The organism is Nostoc sp. (assembly GCF_036917935.1).
In the GTDB taxonomy this organism is placed as follows: domain Bacteria; phylum Cyanobacteriota; class Cyanobacteriia; order Cyanobacteriales; family Nostocaceae; genus Nostoc.
Genome location: NZ_JBALEL010000064.1, coordinates 1 through 20,923, shown reverse-complemented (window position 1 = coordinate 20,923; position 20,923 = coordinate 1). Strand labels below are relative to the sequence as shown.

Annotated in this window: 19 protein-coding genes and 2 pseudogenes; 10 read left to right on the top strand and 11 right to left on the bottom strand. The window is 41.8% G+C overall.

Translation table 11 applies throughout. The features are described 5' to 3' along the window. The first annotated feature begins 5 nt into the window (after positions 1-5). The gene (locus tag V7K62_RS28250) at positions 6-1,742 is read left to right on the top strand and encodes an eCIS core domain-containing protein (protein ID WP_334870050.1); all 1,737 of its coding nucleotides are present in this window, start codon (positions 6-8) and stop codon (positions 1,740-1,742) included. Between the two features lie 233 nt (positions 1,743-1,975). Continuing rightward, on the top strand, positions 1,976-2,770 hold the full coding sequence (locus V7K62_RS28245; RefSeq protein WP_334870048.1) for a pentapeptide repeat-containing protein: 795 nt from the start codon (positions 1,976-1,978) through the stop codon (positions 2,768-2,770). A 55-nt stretch (positions 2,771-2,825) separates the two neighbouring features. On the opposite strand, the gene V7K62_RS28240 is transcribed toward V7K62_RS28245, so the two are convergent. From V7K62_RS28240 to lysA, 5 genes are all read right to left on the bottom strand, one after another. Next, on the bottom strand, positions 2,826-3,026 hold the full coding sequence (locus V7K62_RS28240) for a DUF2442 domain-containing protein (RefSeq protein ID WP_334870046.1): 201 nt from the start codon (positions 3,024-3,026) through the stop codon (positions 2,826-2,828). 181 nt (positions 3,027-3,207) lie between these two features. Continuing rightward, on the bottom strand, positions 3,208-3,378 hold the full coding sequence (locus tag V7K62_RS31685) for a DUF4160 domain-containing protein (protein ID WP_442937347.1): 171 nt from the start codon (positions 3,376-3,378) through the stop codon (positions 3,208-3,210). A 125-nt stretch (positions 3,379-3,503) separates the two neighbouring features. Further along, positions 3,504-4,253, bottom strand: coding sequence for an isoprenyl transferase (locus tag V7K62_RS28235; RefSeq protein ID WP_334870044.1), 750 nt, complete (start codon positions 4,251-4,253; stop codon positions 3,504-3,506). Then, positions 4,250-5,173, bottom strand: coding sequence for a diadenylate cyclase CdaA (gene cdaA, locus V7K62_RS28230; RefSeq protein WP_334870041.1), 924 nt, complete (start codon positions 5,171-5,173; stop codon positions 4,250-4,252). Before cdaA ends, V7K62_RS28235 begins: the two co-directional genes overlap by 4 nt. A gap of 94 nt (positions 5,174-5,267) precedes the next feature. Further along, a complete protein-coding gene (gene lysA / locus V7K62_RS28225) occupies positions 5,268-6,665 on the bottom strand; it encodes a diaminopimelate decarboxylase (protein WP_334870039.1) in 1,398 nt (465 codons plus the stop codon). 92 nt (positions 6,666-6,757) lie between these two features. On the opposite strand from lysA, the gene rimI reads away from it, so the two are divergent. From rimI to V7K62_RS28185, 8 genes and pseudogenes are all read left to right on the top strand, one after another. After that, positions 6,758-7,309, top strand: a complete 552-nt coding sequence (gene rimI / locus V7K62_RS28220) for a ribosomal protein S18-alanine N-acetyltransferase (protein ID WP_334870036.1) — start codon at positions 6,758-6,760, stop codon at positions 7,307-7,309. 609 nt (positions 7,310-7,918) lie between these two features. Continuing rightward, on the top strand, positions 7,919-10,387 hold the full coding sequence (locus tag V7K62_RS28215) for an ATP-dependent Clp protease ATP-binding subunit (protein WP_334870034.1): 2,469 nt from the start codon (positions 7,919-7,921) through the stop codon (positions 10,385-10,387). 212 nt (positions 10,388-10,599) lie between these two features. After that, the gene (locus V7K62_RS28210) at positions 10,600-10,872 is read left to right on the top strand and encodes a hypothetical protein (RefSeq protein ID WP_334870033.1); all 273 of its coding nucleotides are present in this window, start codon (positions 10,600-10,602) and stop codon (positions 10,870-10,872) included. Further along, on the top strand, positions 10,869-11,234 hold the full coding sequence (locus tag V7K62_RS28205) for a clan AA aspartic protease (protein WP_334870032.1): 366 nt from the start codon (positions 10,869-10,871) through the stop codon (positions 11,232-11,234). Before V7K62_RS28210 ends, V7K62_RS28205 begins: the two co-directional genes overlap by 4 nt. A 137-nt stretch (positions 11,235-11,371) precedes the next feature. Continuing rightward, positions 11,372-11,578, top strand: coding sequence for a hypothetical protein (locus V7K62_RS28200; protein WP_334870030.1), 207 nt, complete (start codon positions 11,372-11,374; stop codon positions 11,576-11,578). Further along, a complete protein-coding gene (locus tag V7K62_RS28195) occupies positions 11,578-11,847 on the top strand; it encodes a type II toxin-antitoxin system RelE/ParE family toxin (RefSeq protein ID WP_334870028.1) in 270 nt (89 codons plus the stop codon). Before V7K62_RS28200 ends, V7K62_RS28195 begins: the two co-directional genes overlap by 1 nt. A 232-nt stretch (positions 11,848-12,079) precedes the next feature. After that, positions 12,080-15,217, top strand: coding sequence for a UvrD-helicase domain-containing protein (locus V7K62_RS28190; protein ID WP_334870026.1), 3,138 nt, complete (start codon positions 12,080-12,082; stop codon positions 15,215-15,217). Positions 15,218-15,258: 41 nt separating this feature from the next. Further along, a pseudogene (locus tag V7K62_RS28185) lies at positions 15,259-15,396 on the top strand (Uma2 family endonuclease); the annotation flags it as partial. Positions 15,397-15,498: 102 nt separating this feature from the next. Here the strand turns inward: V7K62_RS28185 and V7K62_RS28180 are convergent. From V7K62_RS28180 to V7K62_RS28155, 6 genes and pseudogenes are all read right to left on the bottom strand, one after another. Next, entirely contained in the window at positions 15,499-16,245 is a 747-nt protein-coding gene (locus tag V7K62_RS28180) for a creatininase family protein (protein ID WP_334870024.1), read from the bottom strand. A 398-nt stretch (positions 16,246-16,643) separates the two neighbouring features. After that, positions 16,644-16,917, bottom strand: a pseudogene (locus tag V7K62_RS28175) (cupin domain-containing protein). 22 nt (positions 16,918-16,939) lie between these two features. After that, on the bottom strand, positions 16,940-17,299 hold the full coding sequence (locus V7K62_RS28170) for a Mo-dependent nitrogenase C-terminal domain-containing protein (protein ID WP_334870020.1): 360 nt from the start codon (positions 17,297-17,299) through the stop codon (positions 16,940-16,942). A gap of 589 nt (positions 17,300-17,888) precedes the next feature. Further along, entirely contained in the window at positions 17,889-19,349 is a 1,461-nt protein-coding gene (locus tag V7K62_RS28165) for a protein kinase domain-containing protein (RefSeq protein WP_334870018.1), read from the bottom strand. Between the two features lie 48 nt (positions 19,350-19,397). Then, entirely contained in the window at positions 19,398-19,946 is a 549-nt protein-coding gene (locus V7K62_RS28160; protein ID WP_334870016.1) for a GIY-YIG nuclease family protein, read from the bottom strand. 72 nt (positions 19,947-20,018) lie between these two features. After that, positions 20,019-20,348, bottom strand: a complete 330-nt coding sequence (locus V7K62_RS28155) for a hypothetical protein (protein WP_334870014.1) — start codon at positions 20,346-20,348, stop codon at positions 20,019-20,021. Positions 20,349-20,923: the final 575 nt, after the last annotated feature.

The window sequence follows — 20,923 nt, the reverse complement described above, 5'->3', positions numbered from 1 at the left end:
CTGAGATGAGCGATGTCTACGACGGGCTACGCCTACGCACATTTGGGCAGAAGGAAGCAGGTACATCAACTTTTTCAAATTCATCGCTTGTCTCACCACAGACTCCGACGCTGGCGAACCCAACACGCGGCTTTGGTTTACCAACGAATAATGTCATCCAAACAGCAACTGAGGAATCAACCAACCTTGAAGAAGCGCAGGCTGCTAACGAGCAATCCTTGTTATCAGAAACCATTCAGCAACGGTCTTTTAGTCATGACATGAGTCGCATGGTGTTGCGTCGTCCCCAGGCAAAACTGACGGTGGGAAAAGCAGGGGACAAGTATGAGCAAGAAGCGGATCGGGTGGCAAATCAGGTGATGCGGATGGTTGTGCCAGATAAACTTAACGCTCAAAGCGTACAGTCTGTACAAGATTCCTTGCAGCGCAAATGTGCAACCTGTGAACAGGAAGAAGACAAAATACAAACTAAACCATCCATACAAACGGCTACTGATGGTGGCTTACAGGCAGAGGATAATATTGAAAGTCGGCTCAATAGCAGTAAAGGTGGGGGGAGTGCGTTGCCGGATGAGGTGCGATCGTTCATGGAACCGCGCTTTGGGGCTGACTTTAGTCGGGTGCGGGTGCATACGGGCGGTGATGCGGTGCAGATGAGTCGAGAACTGGGGGCACAAGCCTTTACCCACGGCTCCCATATCTACTATGGTGCGGACAAGGCTCCGGCTAAGAATGAGCTAACAGCTCATGAATTAACTCATCTGGTGCAGCAAACGCAAAGTGTGCAGCGAGTACCTAATCCTAGTCCACAAGTGATAAATGTACCTCCCCAAACAATAAATTCAGCGCCCGGCGAACTCTCCCCAGAGGAGCAAGCGTTTTTCAATCTGACTAGCGAAGCACTGACCCAAGTTAGTCTGGTCGAGTCCCAGTTTAGTGCATGGCTGAGTAGCATTACGATTCCTTACGCTCTTGCTTGGACATCCCACAAAAATGCTTTAAAGGCTGCGGATCAGGCAGCTAAGGAAGCTAATGCGCTCCTAATTGGTGTGGTACTAGCGGCAATTCCTGGGGGAGTGGGTGGCACAGTGGGTAACGCAATGAAAAATTTAGGAGCAGGGGCTGCATTAGTAGATGGTGTTAAAGATTTAACCAAGTATGGTTTGCGAGAAGCGGGTAGAGCAGTCACCAAGAGTCCGGGAAGTAAAGGAGACGCTGATCCAGCAGGAGCCAGACCTACCATAGGAGGGATTCCTAGTTCGTCCATACAAGGAGGTTCAGCATTTGAAGCAATGCCTGATGATCCCCTCGTGTGGCAAAACAACACCAATAAGCGGTCTCAAAATGAAGTACTTATACCCGCCAAGCAGAATATTTTAAGCTGGCAAAATAAAGTGAATAATCATGATCCTAACTTTCAGATCAACTTTAATCCGGTCGAAGCTATTAAGTCCACTCTTAAGCTAAAAGTCGATAAAACTTTCTCCCTGTTTTCCCTTCCTCCAATAGAAAATAACCTCAAGACATCTTATGAACAAGGCTTTCTCATAGACTGGATCAATACAGAGGCTGCTAAATCTTTCACCCATGTACCGAGCGCTCGAGATAAAGCTATGGACAAATTGATCAAGTATGGACGCAGCATTGGTATAAGTGATGTCGATGCACGTCTTCGACAGGCGGGGGTGTTATCATCAAGTGAAATGTCCAGCGTCAGCGCCGGTGGCATGATGGTTAGATAGGATGTATGTCTACATGAGAAGTGCTTCTATGCGGTGAAGGTTATAAAGGGCATTTTGACTCTTAGCTCATAATCACTAGTGCATCGTGGCAGAAGTTTTGCACCAGTTTAGTAGATGGGTAGATGAGTAAATGGGTGAATTATCTACTACCCATCCACACTGTAACTGAATAGTTATGTGCGCCTCCCTGCACTAGGTCAAGTTTTGCATAAAACAATTAATTTTCGATGACTATGTCTTACATATTTGATAGCCGAACTCAACTGATTGAAAAATTAGAAGCGGCCTCTAACAGTCTTCAGACTTTCGGTTTCAGAGGAGTTGACCTTCGAGGAGTTGACCTAACTGATGTGGAATTCACGTTTGTTTCGTTGCAACTTGCCTGCTTTGACGGAGCAAACCTCAGTTCAGCTAAATTCCGTTATGTAGACATAACAAATGCTTCTTTTCAAGGAGCCTGTCTTAATAATGCTCAATTTCATTTTGTGCGTGGGGGAGCCGTTAATTTTGAAGGGGTAGATGCCGCTGGTAGTTATTGGGATCGATCTAGTCTCGTCGGTTGCAACTTTAGGGAGGCCAATCTTAAGAAATCTAGTCTAGTTAACAGTGGGTTAGAGCGCGTGTCATTTGACGCTGCTGATCTCACGCTTGCTACCCTTGCTTGGTCAAATCTAGATGGTGTAACCTTCCGAAATACAAATCTAGATCATGTAGAAACGATTGGAACCAACTTGACAGATGCAGATCTCACGACTGCACGCAACTTTGCCTACTGTCGTGAGATAGTTATTGAGGTGCTGAATCGGCATGTTGAGCGTAATCTTGAAATTATGCAGTGGTTAGGGGCAGTTAACTTCCTTAAACAATGGTGTTACCCAACTTGGGCTGAACTTTTGAAAAACCAACCAAACTATCTAAAAAAAGTAATCGAAATATTTGAAAATTATCCATATTCTGGATGTTTGGAGGCATTCCAGCAAGCACTACGAGCAAAAAGTGATGGCTCCAATGGCTCCAATCCATCCTAGTGCGATCGCGGTTATTGAAGGACTGAGTGGATGAAAAGGGAGGAGAGCGATCGCGTTATGACTGCTGAATGCGATCGCCAGCCTTGTCTTCACTCTCCATCAAGGAGACACCATTCTTCCAAAGCTCATACTCGCTAAGATCAATCTCCTCATTCCACACAATCCCATAGCCCCCTTGCTCAACCTTAAAGTTCTTTAAAAAAGCAGGTTGTCGAAGTGGAGAAAACATTGGAGTATCTAAAGAGATGACGAACATCGTATTTTTTCACCTCTTGATTGGTAAATTCAATGACTAGAGTAGTATCATTGATTGCTTTGGCGTGATGAATTCGAGGATACTTCATACTGCTCATAACCTAAATTTACTTCAAAGGAGGTAGCTTACGAAACTCCTGGGTGTTCCACATTTGCAACATATCTTGCTGGTATAAAGTTGCTCATTCTAGGACTAGCTTTTGTGCGCGATTTGGCAAATCTCCTTCAATGATTTCAAGTGATTCAATGCTGACTAAGGCATTGTACTCGCCATAGATCGCATGAAAATGAGGTGGAGGGTTCGATCGCCAAAGAACACTTGAATCACAATTCCATAGAACCGTGCAACCTATGGCATAACGACATATAACAAATACTTAACCCGTTTATTCTACCAAAATGCGTAGTTTACCGCCGCAGGCATCGCCGATCTTGTAGCATCGCTAAGACATCCGACGAAAGTGGCAGATGCACTATTTTATACTTTCCCAAACCGCCGCTCCCGTTGCTGGTAGGCACACAAGGCGCGGTGAAACTCAGCCCGGTCAAAATCGGGCCAAAGAGCATCGGTGATGTAAATTTCTCCATAAGCCATTTGCCAGAGAAGGAAATTTGAGAGGCGCATTTCTCCACTGGTGCGAATTAACAAATCTGGGTCAGTAATTCCGGCTGTGTACAAGTGGCTCTCAAACACCTGTTGATCAATTTCATTTGGTTGTAGCAGACCTTGCTGAACAAGTTTTGCGATCGCCTGACAAGCTTGTAAAATCTCTTGCCGTCCGCCATAATTAGTTGCCACCGAAAACCGGATACCGCGATTATCCTTAGTTTCTTCCATTGAACGGGATATTTCTTGTTGGAGCGATCGTGGCAGGTCTTGCAAATTCCCCACAAACTTGATTTGCACATTCTCTTCGACCATTTCCCGCAGTTCTTGCCGCAAAACTCTTTGAAACAGAGTCATCAAAAAATCCACTTCTTCCTGCGGTCTTTTCCAGTTCTCCGTTGAAAAAGCATAAGCTGTCAGCGCCTGAATTCCCCAATCCTGACAACAGCGAAGTAAATCCTTAAGAGCATCTACTCCTCGCTTATGACCCATAATTCGGGGTAGACCCTGACGTTTAGCCCATCGACCATTACCATCCATAATCACCGCAACGTGTTGCGGCAATAGTTCTCGTTTTAAGTCAGTAGGTAAATCTTGCAGTTTAGTTTGTTGTGCTGTCATTTTTTATCTCGAGAAGCGGTCGATGGTAATCCGAGTAAACGTGAAACCAGTGCTAGTGTCTTTCCACCTATCCGACGAACAAAACTCAATAGACCAGGAGCAACAGCTTCCCTATCCACGGTTGGAGACAAAAGAGCCTCTAATGACTCTTTCAGCTTCCTAATCGTCAGGGGTCTATTTAGGGTTCCCCGTTCCGCTAAGGAAATAGAACCCGTTTCTTCAGATACAACGACACAAATGCAATTTTCGACCCGCTCAGTAATTCCCATTGCCGCCCGATGGCGTGTTCCCAACTGGCGCGAGGCTGTGCGTCCCGAAAGTGGTAAAATTATACCCGATGACACGATCCGTGAGCCACGAATCAATGTCGCTCCATCGTGTAACAAAGTTTTCGGCTGAAAAATTGTTTGAATCAGTTCTTTAGAAACCTCCGCATTTAGCTTTACTCCTGGCACAGAAAAATCTCGCTCATCAATTGGCCCTGTGGTTTCCACAATTAGTAAAGCTCCAATGCGGTTTTTTGACAATTCTTTAACAGCCTCAACAATTTCATCAATTACACTATCAGATTTGGGGATTGCCAGCCGATCGGGTTGAAATAGCTGGCGGAATTCGCCACGCCCCAATTGCTCCAAAAATCGCCGAAACTCTGACTGTAGAGCAACTGCCATCGCCACAGCACAACCAATCACTAACTTTTCTAGTACAAAACTGAGCAGAGGTAGTCCGAATCTGCCACTTAGTGCTGAGGCTAGCATTAAGATAATGAATCCCCGCACCATCCATAGTGTCCGGCGCTCACTAATAATAACTAGTATCATGTACGTCAGCGCCAGCACTAACACAATATCCAGAGTCCCAAGTAGCAAGGACTGTGACCACCCCAGGTTTGTCAGCCATTGCTTCCACCAATCTCTCATGACATCTGGATTACATTTTTGCCTCTAATTACATTTAGTCATTAGTCATTAGTCATTAGTTCCTGGCTAATGACCAATGACTAAGGACAAATGACTATTTCTTTAGTCTTTCTGGTAGGCGATCTTGTCGAATTAAATCTTGATAAGTTTCACGTTGCAAAATTAAATTTGCTTCGCCATTCGCCACTACGACTGCTGCCGGTCGGGGCAAGCGGTTGTAGTTAGATGCCATACTGTAATTGTACGCACCAGTTCCCATAACTACGAGAATATCCCCTGGTTCAGTCTTTGGGAGTAGGGCATTTTTAATCAGAATATCTCCTGATTCACAATGTTTACCAGCAATTGTGACTGTTTGGGTTAAGGGAGAAGACATTTTATTGGCAATCACTGCCCGATAAACTGATTGGTAAGTAATCGGGCGGGGATTATCAGACATTCCGCCATCAATTGCCACATAGGTACGAATTTCTGGGATAACTTTCGATGAACCGACGGTGTAGGCAGTGACGCAAGCTGTAGCAATTAGCGATCGCCCTGGTTCACTCAGTAATTTCGGCAAAGGCAGATTTTCGGCTACACAAGCTTCTTGGATTACTTCACAAATCGCCTTCACCCACTCTTCAATGCTAGGGGGATCGTCTGATTCTATATACTTAATCCCTAAACCGCCCCCAACATTTAACTCTGTAATATTTAAACCATACTTCCCGGCATCCCTTAGCCACTGAACCATGACAACAGCCAAATCTTGATGCGGTTGGCGCTCAAAAATTTGGGAACCAATATGAGCGTGTACTCCCACGCAATTGAGGGTAGGTTGTTGACTGACAAAGGTAAAAACTTCGTCTAAATCGTTGGGATCAAAGCCAAATTTACTATCTAAGTGTCCCGTGCGGATATATTCATGAGTGTGACACTCGATACCAGGAGTTAGCCGTAGCATGATGCGGATTGGTTGAGCAGGCTGGGCGATTTCCACAAGGGTACGCAACTCATACCAGTTATCCGCCACAATGGTCACACCAGACTCGATCGCTAAAATTAATTCTTCACGAGATTTATTATTTCCGTGGAGGTAAATTTTATCGGGACTAACACCCGCTTGTAAGGCTGTGTAAAGTTCGCCCCCAGAAACTACATCGATTCCTAAGCCCTCAGAGGCAGCGATCGCACAAACTGCTAAACAATTCCAAGCTTTTGAGGCATATAATACTTGAGATTCGCCCTTGTAGTATTGCTTGAAAGCATCTCGGTATTGCTGACAAGCTGAACGCAGGGTTTCTTCATCTAAAATATATAAAGGTGAACCAAACTGCTCAACTAGGGTTGTGACATCACACCCACCAATTTCCAGGAGGTCATGATGATGAACTCTGGCACTCAAGGGTAAAAGTTCTTGATTAGGCGAGGGGTTTGCGTTCGTGCTGCGCCCTTGAGGTAAATATTGACTTCCAGAATGTTGAACCCCAGTGGGGTGAGTCGATACCATAACTATAAAAGTTTTCCTTGTTCAAATTACGGGCTTTGAGTTCGTCTCCCGCTTCCCAGTTTACAAACGGTTTGTAACGTTATTCAATAAATGTGATCTCATTAGACTTAGAAATTCAATTACTGAAAACAGAACATCTGAGTGCATTGTTGGAACTGGATCAAGCCTGTTTTGGCGGTCTATGGACAATGGAGGGCTACCAACGAGAGTTGGACAGTCCTAACAGCGATTTGCTGGGTTTGTTTTCCCCTGTCTCTAATTCGAGACTATTGGGAATGGGTTGCTTTTGGTCAATTTTAGACGAAGCGCACATTACAATTTTGGCGGTTCATCCAGAATATCATCGTCAAGGAATGGGTGCGGCTTTATTATATTCACTGATCAAGACAGCTTGCGATCGCAAAATGGAGCGAGCGACCCTTGAAGTGCGAGCTTCCAACTTGGGGGCTATATCTTTATATCAAAAATTTGGCTTCAAAACAGCGGGGCGGCGGCGGCGTTACTACCAAGATAACGATGAGGACGCGCTGATTCTTTGGCTCCCAGATTTACAACACTCCAAATTTCAAGCAACTTTAAACCAGTGGCATTCTACAATCAGCGATCGCCTAGACAAATCCTCTTGGCACTTGCTTTTTAAGTAGTTAGGGATTATTGGAGGCAGGAATTTAGATGAGTCTTCTGGTGTGCCCGGTCTGCGAACAACCCCATCTAATTCCAAGCCACTAAATAAATAGGAGATTTTGGTGTTTTTGACTTAAACCCTTGCTCTAAGTGCGTTGGCGTACCCCGCCGCCGGCATCGTGGCAGAGAGACTCCAAGACACTATTCCTCCTCCCATTCTTGTTAATTTTGAATTATCGGGGCTTGTAATCAGCTTCAGCACAAAAAACAACTTTGCTGCGCTTATTAAATTTAAATATATTATCTAAATAGTAATTAATATAAATAAATCCTATATAAAATATTTTTGCTTGATATTAAAAAATATATATGTTAAATATAAATGTTTGGGATTGAGTCAAGAAACTCTTAATCTAAGCAGTCAGCTATTTGTAATAAATCCCAAAAACGCTGGTGAACTAAAGCTCCTCAGTACACTAGCCGCATAAAAGTAGTCAATAGTTAACAATTCGCTCATCAACCCAAGTCATAGCTTCAGGATGTCTATAATCTGTTATACAGGCATCCAAAAGCTTTGCCTGTGCTAAAATCAGCATACCGGCACGACCGCAGGTGATGGGAAAAATGCCATGTTTGAACGCTTCACAGAAAAAGCCATTAAGGTAATCATGCTGGCCCAAGAAGAGGCCCGCCGTTTAGGTCACAACTTTGTCGGAACCGAGCAGATCCTCTTGGGTTTGATTGGCGAAGGCACTGGAGTGGCTGCCAAGGTGCTGAAATCAATGGGCGTCAATCTCAAAGATGCCCGAATTGAAGTTGAAAAAATTATCGGACGGGGATCAGGCTTTGTTGCCGTGGAAATTCCCTTTACGCCACGGGCAAAGCGAGTTCTAGAACTCTCCTTGGAAGAAGCACGCCAACTGGGGCATAACTACATTGGTACCGAGCATCTGCTGTTGGGCCTAATCCGCGAAGGGGAAGGTGTCGCAGCCAGGGTGCTAGAAAACCTCGGTGTGGATCTATCTAAGGTAAGAACCCAAGTCATCCGCATGTTGGGAGAAACTGCCGAAGTTTCACCAGGCGGTTCATCCGGGCGCACAAAAACCCCGACTCTGGATGAATTTGGTTCAAACCTGACCCAGATGGCAATGGATAATAAGCTCGATCCGGTGGTGGGACGCGCTAAGGAAATTGAGCGAGTGATTCAGATATTGGGTCGCCGAACTAAAAATAACCCAGTGCTGATTGGGGAACCAGGGGTTGGTAAAACGGCGATCGCTGAAGGTTTAGCTTCACGCATTGCCACGAAAGATGTCCCTGACATCCTCGAAGATAAACGCGTGGTCACGCTGGATATTGGTTTGCTCGTAGCAGGAACCAAGTACCGGGGTGAATTTGAAGAACGCTTGAAAAAAATCATGGATGAAATCCGCTCGGCGGGTAATGTCATTCTCGTGATTGATGAGGTACACACCTTAATTGGTGCGGGTGCAGCAGAAGGTGCCATTGACGCAGCGAATATTCTCAAGCCAGCTTTGGCTAGAGGTGAGTTGCAGTGCATCGGTGCTACAACCCTAGATGAATACCGGAAGCACATCGAGCGAGATGCAGCTCTTGAGCGGCGTTTCCAGCCAGTAATGGTTGGCGAACCTACAGTTGATGAAACAATTGAAATTTTATATGGTCTGCGCGAACGCTACGAGCAACACCATAAACTGAAAATCTCCGACGAAGCATTAGTAGCGGCGGCGAAGTTATCAGATCGTTACATTAGCGATCGCTTCCTCCCAGATAAAGCTATCGACTTAGTTGATGAAGCTGGTTCTAGGGTGCGCTTGATTAACTCCCAACTGCCACCCGCAGCCAAGGAGTTAGACAAAGAACTGCGTCAGATATTAAAAGAAAAAGATGACGCAGTGCGCTCTCAAGACTTTGACAAAGCTGGAGAACTGCGCGATCGCGAGATGGAAATCAAAGCTGAAATCCGCGCGATCGCTCAAAGCAAGACCAATGCAACTGGCACAGAAGGTGAAGAACCTGTAGTTACAGAAGAAGACATTGCCCACATTGTCGCTTCCTGGACTGGGGTACCGGTGAACAAACTCACCGAATCTGAATCTGAAAAGCTGCTGCACATGGAAGACACCTTGCATCAGCGTTTAATCGGTCAAGATGAAGCTGTGAGAGCAGTTTCACGGGCAATTCGTCGCGCTCGTGTTGGTTTGAAGAATCCCAATCGACCCATAGCTAGCTTTGTCTTCTCTGGGCCGACTGGTGTGGGTAAAACCGAGTTGGCCAAGTCCTTGGCTGCATACTTCTTCGGTTCTGAAGAAGCGATGATCCGCTTAGATATGTCGGAATACATGGAGCGTCACACGGTCAGCAAGCTGATTGGTTCGCCTCCTGGTTATGTTGGTTATAACGAAGGTGGTCAGCTAACCGAAGCCGTGCGGCGGCGTCCTTACACCGTGGTGTTATTCGACGAAATCGAAAAAGCGCACCCCGATGTATTCAACATGCTGCTGCAAATTTTGGAAGACGGTCGGTTAACCGATGCCAAAGGTCGCACGGTGGACTTCAAAAACACCTTGCTGATTTTAACTTCCAATATTGGTTCTAAGGTAATTGAAAAAGGCGGTAGCGGTATCGGCTTTGAATTCTCCGAAGATGCCAGCGAGTCAACTTACAACCGAATTCGCTCTTTGGTGAACGAAGAATTGAAGCAGTACTTCCGTCCAGAGTTCCTCAACCGACTCGATGAAATTATCGTCTTCCGTCAGTTGAGCAAGCCGGAGGTAACACAAATCGCCGAAATTATGCTCAAGGAAGTATTTGGTCGTCTGACGGAAAAGGGTATCACCTTAGAAGTCACAGACCGCTTCAAGGATCGTTTGATCCAAGAAGGTTACAGTCCCAGCTACGGCGCAAGGCCATTACGTCGAGCAATTATGCGCCTGTTAGAAGATAGCCTAGCAGAAGAAATTCTGTCTGGGCGTATTAAAGATGGCGATACTGCGATCGTTGATGTCGATGAAAATGGCATTGTCCAAGTTAGTTCTGAACAGCGCCGGGAATTGTTACCCCAAGGTGTTGAGTAAGATTTAGGGTTTGGGATTTAAGTCTCAAATAAAAATTAGAACGCGGTAGAGTATTTATTGCTCTACCGTTTTTTATTGACTAAATATTCATTAACTGCTTCAAATTTGGATCTAGTAGCATTTGGTCTGCGGTAGTATATCGTTCACTAAACCGCCTTGTATTATAGCTTGGTAGTAGAATTAGGATACAACATGAACAAAGGAGCAAGGACGTGCAAGCCATACTTTTAAGCCGCGAAGAAGTTGGACGACGTGCGAAAGAATTATATGAAAATAGCATTCGTCAACAAGTAGAACGAGAAGAAAACATCGGTAAAATGGTGATTATCGATATAGAAACAGGTGAATACGCAATTGATAAAACAGGCTTAGAATCGGCACGATATTTACGTAATAAAAACCCATTAGCTCGACTTTTTGGTATTCGCATTGGTTACAAAGTCGCTGTTTCCTTCAGTGGTGACATGGAGCGCGATTATCGGTGATTTCTGGTATTGTCAAGAACGGACGCGCAACCGTTAACATCATATTTCGACTGCCCAATCAACCAGATTTTACTATTGAATTTGTTATCGATACAGGTTTTACAGAGTTTGTTTCCTTACCCACAGCAGCAGTTACTCTATTGGGTTTTCCTTTTGTGTATGATATGTATGCAAATTTAGCTGACAATAGTAATGTAATCTTGCCAATACATCAAGCTACCATTATTTGGAATGGAGAAGAACGGGAAGTGAATGTACTTGCTACAGGACGGCTACCTCTATTAGGAACTGCTTTACTTGATGATCATGAACTTGTCATACAGTTTACCCTGGGCGGTTTAGTAACAATTGATGAATTGTAGTTGCTTTCTGGATATATCTACTTTCTATCAACAGCAATGAGAATTATTACCCCAAGGATTTGAATAGGATTTAAAATTTTAGCTTTATCGTTACCATGTTAGATTGATCAGATAAGCACTAAAAGGTGTTTCCAATTATGACCTTCAGTGATGTAGTTGAAGCAATTAAAAGTCTTTCCAGCGACGAAAAGTTAGAAATTCAACTGTTATTGCAGCAATATCTACGGGAAGAAAGGCGTGAAGAAATTTATCAAAATTTTCAGGCGGCGCAAGTAGAACATCAAAATAGTGAACTAAAGTTTTCGTCAAATATCGATGAACTGAGACAACTGCTAGAAGAGTGATGTTAAAAGTAAGTTTCAGTTCTTCATTTAAACGTGCTTTTAAAAAGCGAATTCAAAAGAATGTAGATTTAGAAGAACGGTTTTGGCAAAAGTTGGAGCAGTTTACAGCAGATCCATTTGATCAGGGTTTAAAAACTCATAAGTTGTTAGGTAAGCTTAAAGACTTATGGAGTTTTAGTGTAGATTCTGACAAGAGAGTAATTTTTTACTTTACAGATGATGGCGATGCTGTGTTTGTAGATATTGGTAGTCACGATGAAGTTTACTAAGTAAAATCTATTAATAGGCGGATAAAAATCAATATTCAAAAAACGGTAGAAGACAAAACTTATCTACCGTTTTTTTGTTGTCTACCAATACGACAAAAACACAAATAGCAGATGAATCTAACCTTATCCCTTCTATAATTTCTGCTTCACTGTTAATTATGCTCTGTCTGCGGGAAAACTAAGAATAGGCGCTTAAGTCGCTGCAAGCAGTTGAGTAAAAGTTAGGCAGAGAATGGATAGCAGTTCACAGATTAATAATATTAAAGATTTTGCTGAAGTAATTGGAAATAACTATAGCCTCTGGAAGCTTCTTCTAGGAAGAGAAGTTGTACATTTTGTCAGAGGAAGAGGACGAGTTTCGTTATTAGAAAATGACTGGTCAGAGATATGGGTAAGCTACCCAACTATTGACACTATGCCTTTTGAGAAGATTGGTAATTATACTATCAAATATAAAAAAAATACCTTCATTAAAGAATTCAATAGTATAAATCCGCCACTTTGTTCTGAAGAAATTACTGAGTCCACAAAAAAGCGAAGAATTATTAGAAAACTTGATGATATAGCTATCCAATTAGAGGAACAACGTAAAGAACGCACTCGCCTGGAACAAAAGCAGAAAGAAAAAGAAAGGCTACAGCTAATAGCAGAGCATGAAGAGAAAAAACGCAAACTAGAAGAACAACGTCAGAAACGTGTTCACCTCGAACAGCAACGCAGAGAAAAAGAAAGGCTACAGCTAATAGCAGAGCATGAAGAGAAAAAACGCAAACTAGAAGAACAACGTCAGGAACGCGTTCGCCTTGAGCAAGAGCGCAGAGAACAAGAGAGGCTCAGGCTCATAAAAATAGAAGAAGAACGACAAGAACGCGCTCGTTACGAAGCAGAAAAGCAAGGTTTACTCAAGAGATCAAAAGAACAATTTGAGGAAGATTTTCTTAATGCTGACAACTTCTATCAAGCTAACTGTCCTAGACACATATCATTTGAAGAGTACCAATCTGAAAAGTTGAGTTATGTACAATCTTGGGTACAAACCAACTTAAATACCTCACCTGACCTTGAGCAAACAGCAGCAATTGGTGCTGTGGAAGGTCATATACAAGTAGTAGCACGGGCTGGAAGTGGCAAAACTTCAACATTGGTAAATCGAGCTTTATTTTTACAAAAACATTGTGGTGTTGCACCCAGTGAAATGTTGATTTTAGCCTTCAATCGCAAAGCTGCGGAGGAGATAAGAGAACGGCTGACTCTACAATTACAAAGTTCTATTCCTCATGTAATGACTTTCCATGCATTAGCATACGCTTTAGTTCATCCAGAAAAAAGTATTCTTTTCAATGAACGAGATGGACAACAAAACCAAGCCCAAGCTTTACAGACTGTAATTTATGAGTATCACCGCAAGCCAGATGTTTATGAAAAAATTCGCGTTTTGATGATGGCGAACTTTCGTGAAGACTGGGAGCGGATCGCTTGGGGTGGCTACGATAAAAGTCCTGAAGAAATGTTGCGTTACCGTCGCTCATTACCAAGAGAAGGGCTTGATGGAAAGTACTACAAGTCTTTTGGCGAGAAAGTAATTGCCAATTTTTTATTGGAACACAATATTATATACAAGTACGAGCGTAATTTCTGGTGGGATGGCATTAATTACCGCCCTGATTTTACGATTGTTACTGGTGAAAATCAAGGGTTAGTTATTGAATATTTTGGACTCGAAGGTGATCCTGATTACGATATAATGTCGGAACAAAAGCGAGAGTATTGGCGAAATCATCCTAACTGGCAGTTTGTAGAATTATCCCCGACAACCCTCAGATTTGAGGGAGCAGAAGATTTTTGTGCTTTACTTAAGCGATGTCTTGAAAGTTATGATATTAAGTGCGATCGCTTGACCGAAGATGAGGTTTGGAAGAAAATTAAACTTAGAGTTATAGACCGTTTTATCAAAGTAGTAGAAGGATTTATCCAACGTTGTCGCAAACTCTCCCTCACTTCAGAAAAATTAGCCTCTCTCGTTGATAATCACAATTGTGCTAGTGATGTCGAGCAGCGTTTTTTAGAGCTTGCAGAAAAGTTTTATCAGTCCTATTTACAACACCTTCAGGCAACAGGCGAGGATGATTTTGATGGACTAATGCAAAAAGCTGCCGCAGTTATCGCATCAGGACAAACTGTATTTCGTCGTAAATCTGGCACTGGCGATTTAAAGTTTCTTCGATACATACTCATTGATGAATATCAAGACTTTTCAGAACTTTTCCACCATTTGATAGAAGCAATTAGAAAACAAAATCCTCAAGCACAATTTTTCTGCGTAGGTGATGACTGGCAAGCAATTAATGGTTTTGCTGGTTCTGACCTTCGGTTTTACCAGAATTTCGCGCAGTTTTTCCAGCCTTCGCAAAAACTCAATATAGCTACTAATTACCGTTCAGCTACTTCAATTGTCGATATCGGTAATACATTGATGCATGGATTGGGTACTCCTGCTCGGGCCCATAAAACTCTGCTTGGAATGGTTGAGATTGCTGACATTGGACAATTTAATCCAACTGTAAAGGAACAAGAGCAGCATCCAGGGGACAGTATAACACCTGCCATATTGCGCTTAGTAGACAAGATTATCAAAGATGGAAAAAATGTGGTTTTACTCAGCCGCAAAAATAGTTTGCCTTGGTATGTGAATTTTGGTAAACATGCATCAAAAGATAGTATACTCGACAGCTTCTTAAACTTGGTGCGCTCCTACCTTCCAGAAGAATCAAGAAATGCTGTAACTATATCAACTGCTCACAAGTATAAAGGTCTTCAGAAAGATGTAGTTATAATACTCGATGCTGTCCCTCGTTGTTACCCATTAATACACCTCGATTTGATGTTCAGCCGTGTTTTTGGTGATACCATTGAGCGAGTCGTTGACGAAGAGCGCTGTCTTTTTTACGTTGCCTTAACTCGTGCAGTAGAGCATTTATTTATTGTTACAGAAACGAAAAACTTGTCACCTTTCGTTGAGGAATTAAAAAGTAGGACAAGAATTAACTTACTTGATTGGTTAGATTATCCGCCTTTTGTTGGAAGCATACAGCACATTACTGTTAAAGTCGGCAATCAGGCTGGAAAAGGTGGAAATGGTACTTATGCAATTAAAGATTTGCTCAACGCTGAAGGCTATAGGTGGAGGACAATTAAATGGTCAGCTTGGTGTTGTACCTATCCTGCACAGGATTTCTCAATAGAACAATATTTTGATAATACTCAGTGGATTTCTCAGGCTGCTGGTATTGAAGTACGATTTTACGATGATTTAGAGAATATGTTGGCAAAGTATCTTGTTGATCAAGGGCAATACATTGCTGTCATTTAAAATGGGAGAATATAAAGCATCATTGGGAGGAATCAATCGTCATGACTGTGATAGTTGCTAAGTGGACGATTGACGAATATCACCGCATGATTGACGCTGGCATTTTGAGCGATCGCAAAGTCGAACTACTCAAAGGAGAAATTGTTGAAATGTCTCCAGAAGGGGAACCTCACGCTTATAAATGTATATTTAATTTCACCAGATGTATAATAACTATTCTCAAGATATTTTATGCAGAGACACGATTTTACTCGCATCTCTACAATGTCTTTTCATGAGTTTTATTCTGCGTTTACAAATTCCAAATATCCATTACTAAGTTCTTTCACTGCCAAATCATAAAATTGCTTACCATGTTCTGGTGTTGCTAAAGCCGGATTTGATCCCATACGTCCATCTGGATAACGCACTCGAAAGTCAGCTGCACTATAAATCCTGTGTCCGCTTGCGACTTCTGGTGAAAGGGGCGCTTGCTTAATCGCCTCTGGATAAACGTATTGCGTAAGAGCAACTTCACTTGGCGTTGCATGAGAACCTTCTTGATCCCCATATAATTCTTTAGCTAGCTTATATACAGAACCGCACATAAACCAGTTTGCCACTTGACATTGCACCTGTTGAGCATTGGCAATCTGCAAATCTTCTAAATAAGCGTAAGTTTCTGAAAAAGCAGCTTTGAGGGTAGCGATGTTCCCACCATGTCCGTTAATAAAGTAGAACTTAGTAAAACCAGCTTTGGCTAAACAAGTTACATAATCTCGCACTACTTGAATCAAAGTGCTGGGACGTAGACTGATTGTGCCAGCAAAAGCAGTATGGTGTAGTGCCATCCCCACATTGATTGTAGGGCCGACGATCGCTTGAGTTGCATCACCCACACCGGCTGCGATCGCTTCTGCACAAATAGCATCAGTGCCAATTAACCCCGTTGGCCCATGTTGTTCTGTGGAACCAATAGGGAAAATAATCCCCTTTGACTGCTGTAAATAAGCTTCGACTTCTTGCCAAGTACTTAAATGCAGTAACATTGTTAATGATTTTCCTCTATAAAATTGCGGTGGGATGAAACCTTTTGCTACTAAATAGCATCTTCCGTAACTAAACTCCCACTAACACGATTATGAACTCTCTGGATTTTCTGTGCTGGCGATCGCACAAGATCCCCGACTTATTTTTTGAGAAGTCGGGGATCTTTGTCCACTACCAAACTTGGAGAGAATTAGACTATCTATTTCTATGAATATTGTTCAGGGGATGGAGTCGCAACCACTTTCGACAAAGATGCATATAAGCAATTTACTGATTCTGCCACTTTATCCTACGATACTCGCCGCGCACCTCCCCAGAAGAGAAATCAAAATTGAGTTATAAAATGTTGCTTTTCTCGATGATCAAGAAAACAAAGGGGATCAATTTTGAATCTTCGCTAATCAAAGTAATAATGCTTCTTGACGTCCTTTGTAATTTCCCATGTGCAGGACATACCAGCGGGAAAAATCACTAAATCGCCTTTACCCATTTGCACTGGCTGTCCACCATCAGGAGTAACAACTACGTCACCTTCCAAAAAATAACAAGTTTCTTGAGAATCATAAGTCCAAGGGAATTTTGAAACTTCCTTTTTCCAAATTTCCCATTTAAATACACCTAATTCATTGAGATGTTCAAGTCTTAAGTTGATGCTCAATTTTAATTTCCATATTGTGTTTTCTCTAGTTATATTCAGCAGTAGGATTGAATATCCTCTCCACACTGATCTACTAGATAACACAAAGCGCGAAAACGCAAGTAGACAAGTTCGTTATAAAGCGGATTCAGCTTACACATTGGCGGAATATGGCCTATTTTGCGACCAAAAAACATAATATCACGCTCGAATGGACACTGAGCAGGAATTAGTTTAGCAATAAATTTGGCTAATTTCCGATTCTGAATCTCAATTTTGTCGAGCCGTTGACGTAATGGTTGCAGTAAATCTAATTTGGGTTGAGCAAATTGCTTTTTACTACCTGTTTGATTCTTTTCTTCTAAAGGTTTAATAAAAGCAGGCAGAAAAATACGCTGATTCTGTGTTTTAAGCATAGTTTTAGGCAAGGTTTTCCTTGTGTAGATGAACTATTTGCCGATTGAGAATATCACCATGTAATATGTTTAGTCAATTTGCACTGTGCTTGTAGATTAGGAAGCAAAGTAAGCATAATACAAACAATTTACATGCATCTTTGGGAAGAGAAATGGTTTAACTAATTGTTATTTAAGCCCACCAAATCATCAAGAACTGTCCCGTTAAATACAAAATAACAAAGAAAATATAAAAATGGCATTTCTTTAACTTATGGATTTCTAATCTTGAAGATAGCAATCTTATATATTAAATATAAATGGCTGGTTCTGAAACTGACTAGTATCTAGAGATGTAGTTTATGGCACACAAACAAAGTCTTGTTCTCACCCCATATACATTTCGCTAGGATTAGCCCCTAATCTCTCTCAATTTTAGGGTATTGAATATCCATAAATTTGTCTGATATACTACACAAGCTAACCTAGATATTATCTAATAAGTAGCAATAAATCGTTTCATAAGTTCAAACTAATATTAGGACTGACGCTAAGGCATGGGGCATAGGTTATTTTCCCCAGTCAGCACTCCCCGATTATGAAAAACTTATTATTTAAAATATCTCAACTTGTTACTAGCCTGATATTTGCTAATATACTCTACATTGTATTGCTCTAATTTTGACAGCAATTTAGGTGGAAATGTCTTTGGTGAATATATAGGACGATACCAACGTTGCTTATTAAAGTAATCTTGTAACTCAGTATTATCAAACTGGCGACCATGACTGGCAAAAATCGAATTTCGCATAATATCTAGTTCAAAACCGCTTTTACCATCCAAATCTGCATCAGTTACAAATCTTTCAGAAAGCCAGAAATAATTCTTGAGAGTCGTAATATCATCTGGCGGTATTAATGTAGTTGAGGAAGGTGATTGAGTTGGAAAAGATGGGGTAATTGGTGTAATTTTGGGAGTTTCTATCACTGGGCTTGTGACATTTGACGGTGTTTCTGAGGGTAATACTGTTTTGTCTGCTGTAGGTTGAGAAGATTTTGGTAACACTTGGCTAATAATCACAGATGCACCAATTAACCCACCTGCAATCAAACTACCCATGAGGATATTATTCTGACTATTACTACTTTGAGGGCTAGGCTGTGGTTTTACAGGTACTGTCTGAGGTGGCGGTGCAGATACTACAGTCGGTTGAGTCAAGAGTGGTTGCGTCGGTGGAATTGGATTTGCTATGTTCTGCAAAGAATCCAGCATTGCTCTGGCTGTGGGGTAGCGATCGCGCGGATGATAAGCGATCGCTTTATCAATCATTCCTGCCATAATTGCGCTAACATGACTCGCATACTGTCGCCAGACAATTTCACCCGTTTGGGAATCGGTTTCTAGTTGTTGCGCCTGTTTACCAGTCAGCAAATAAATTACCGTCATTCCTAAACTGTATAAATCACTAGAATAAACTGGTCTACCTGCAGCTTGTTCACTCGGCATATAGCCAGGTGTACCAATCACAATCGAACTAGTAGGATTGCCTTGAGAATTTACTACTGTTCCCATTGACTCCCGCACAGCACCAAAATCAATCAGCACTGGTTTACCATCTCGATGACGCACAATAATGTTATCCGGCTTAATATCGCGGTGAACGATATGCTTAGAGTGAACGTAATCCAGGACTGGTAATAAATTCATGAATAATTCCTGGACAGCGCCTTCACTAAATAGCCCCTGCTTCTGGACTTTTCCAGTTAAAGTATCGCCTTCAACCCATTCCTGAACTAAGTAAAATTGTCCACCTGAGGAGAAGTAAGCATACAATGCCGGAATCTGGTCATTTGTGCCACCGAGTTCTTCTAAAATAGCTGCTTCGCGTTGAAACCTCTCTTGCACTAACTGGTAAATTTGGGGATTATTGTGAATCGGTCTTAGTTGTTTAACCACACAACCACGCTTTGAAGGCATATAGGTGTCTTCAGCTAGATAGGTTTCACCAAACCCACCAGCGCCCAGTGTGCGGATAACTTGATAGCGATCGTTCAGCAGCTGTATTGTCATAGGAGATTACAAGCAATATTCATAAGATAGTTTTCCCCAAAACTACCTTCATTTCAAATCTAGTAAACCTTCTTCTTTCAATTTAGGATTGAAGCGAATTTGCATTTGTAAACCACGCACTTCTAGCAATTGTGTTGAAATTTCTGCTTCTACTCTCCGTGCCACGTTTTTAAGAATTTTTATTTGTGCTAATTCATCATTAGCTGGATTTTGATATTTTGCCTGTTCTTCAGGTGTCATTACTACTTTGACATCAATGGGATGAGTCCATTTTTCCTTATTATCCCCATTGCCCCAAGGCACACTGCCATTTTCAGCAATCCAAGCATTTTCAGTATTTTCTAAAATTGTACGACTAGGGCGTTCAATAGTTTCAACTTTGACCCAATAGCATTGCTGTGGCTGACGAACTAAATGCTGCTTGAGGCTAAGATAAACATCACGGGAGTATCCGACAAATTGAAGTGCTTTTTCTTGGTCAAAGATAGCATATACGCCGATTTTACCCTGAAATTGTTCGGGTAGTTCGCCGCGATCGTCAATATAAGGAATATATTCCAGAGTTGCCAAAGAAGAAAGATTTGTTTCAGAAGCCATACATCAAATATCAAACTTACTATTTACCTTCAGAATTGAGAATTGCGAATTAGGAAAAAATTCTCTTTAAAATTATCCATTACCCAATTTTTGATAAATTGCACAAAGGCGGCTGGGTTTAAAAATCTTGGCACTGAACATGAAATTTGGTGGTACATTGACGATGATATAATCGTCAGATTCATGATATTTTTCAAATTCTGCTGGCATTCCTTTAGTGGTAGTTAAGCTGTAAGGAACTGGCTGGAAAAGTAATTCTGTAAATTTAAGTCGCTCACACCCCAACTGTTGGCAAATTTGGTTCAAGAAAGCAACGCTTGTCAATAAATTGAATAGATTTTCTTGAGCTTGTGCTTCAAGAGTGAAACTGCCATCAAAGCTATGAACTATTTTAAGTGACATTTTCTGTATTAATAGCTAGTTATTAACGACTAAGTGATATAGAGGATAGGCAACATATTACACATAGTCATCCAAAAGTGTTAGGCAACTAAGTCTACCTTTTTGTGCAGATGTGTTTGGTGAAAAATCACAACTTTAAATGTTCAGCCTATTAAATTGTAAGACTTCTATCAGCTACACAAGGAAGCTGACATAGTTAATAATCGTGAAGTTTAACAGATTTTCAAGCACAGGTGATTTCTGCTTAACCCTGTGCTGAAAAAACAAGTCTAATTCTCTGAAATATAATTAAGTTTGGGTGTCAGCAAGATCCATTTTGGTACTTTCTGGTGACGCGATCGCTATGTCTAAATTTAGTTTTAGAAGTTAAAACCCTTATTTAGTCTATTTTTCGGTAAATACCTCAATCTTTGAATCAACCTGTCGAATGTGGGATGAATGAATACTGGCACTGTTCAAACTTAACAATTATCGGGATATAACAAAAACCCCCAAGCTATGATGTGAGCTTGGGGGTTTTTGTTAGTAAAAAAAACCTGGCATCGAGCTATTTTTGCGTAGGGCTACCCCTAAAC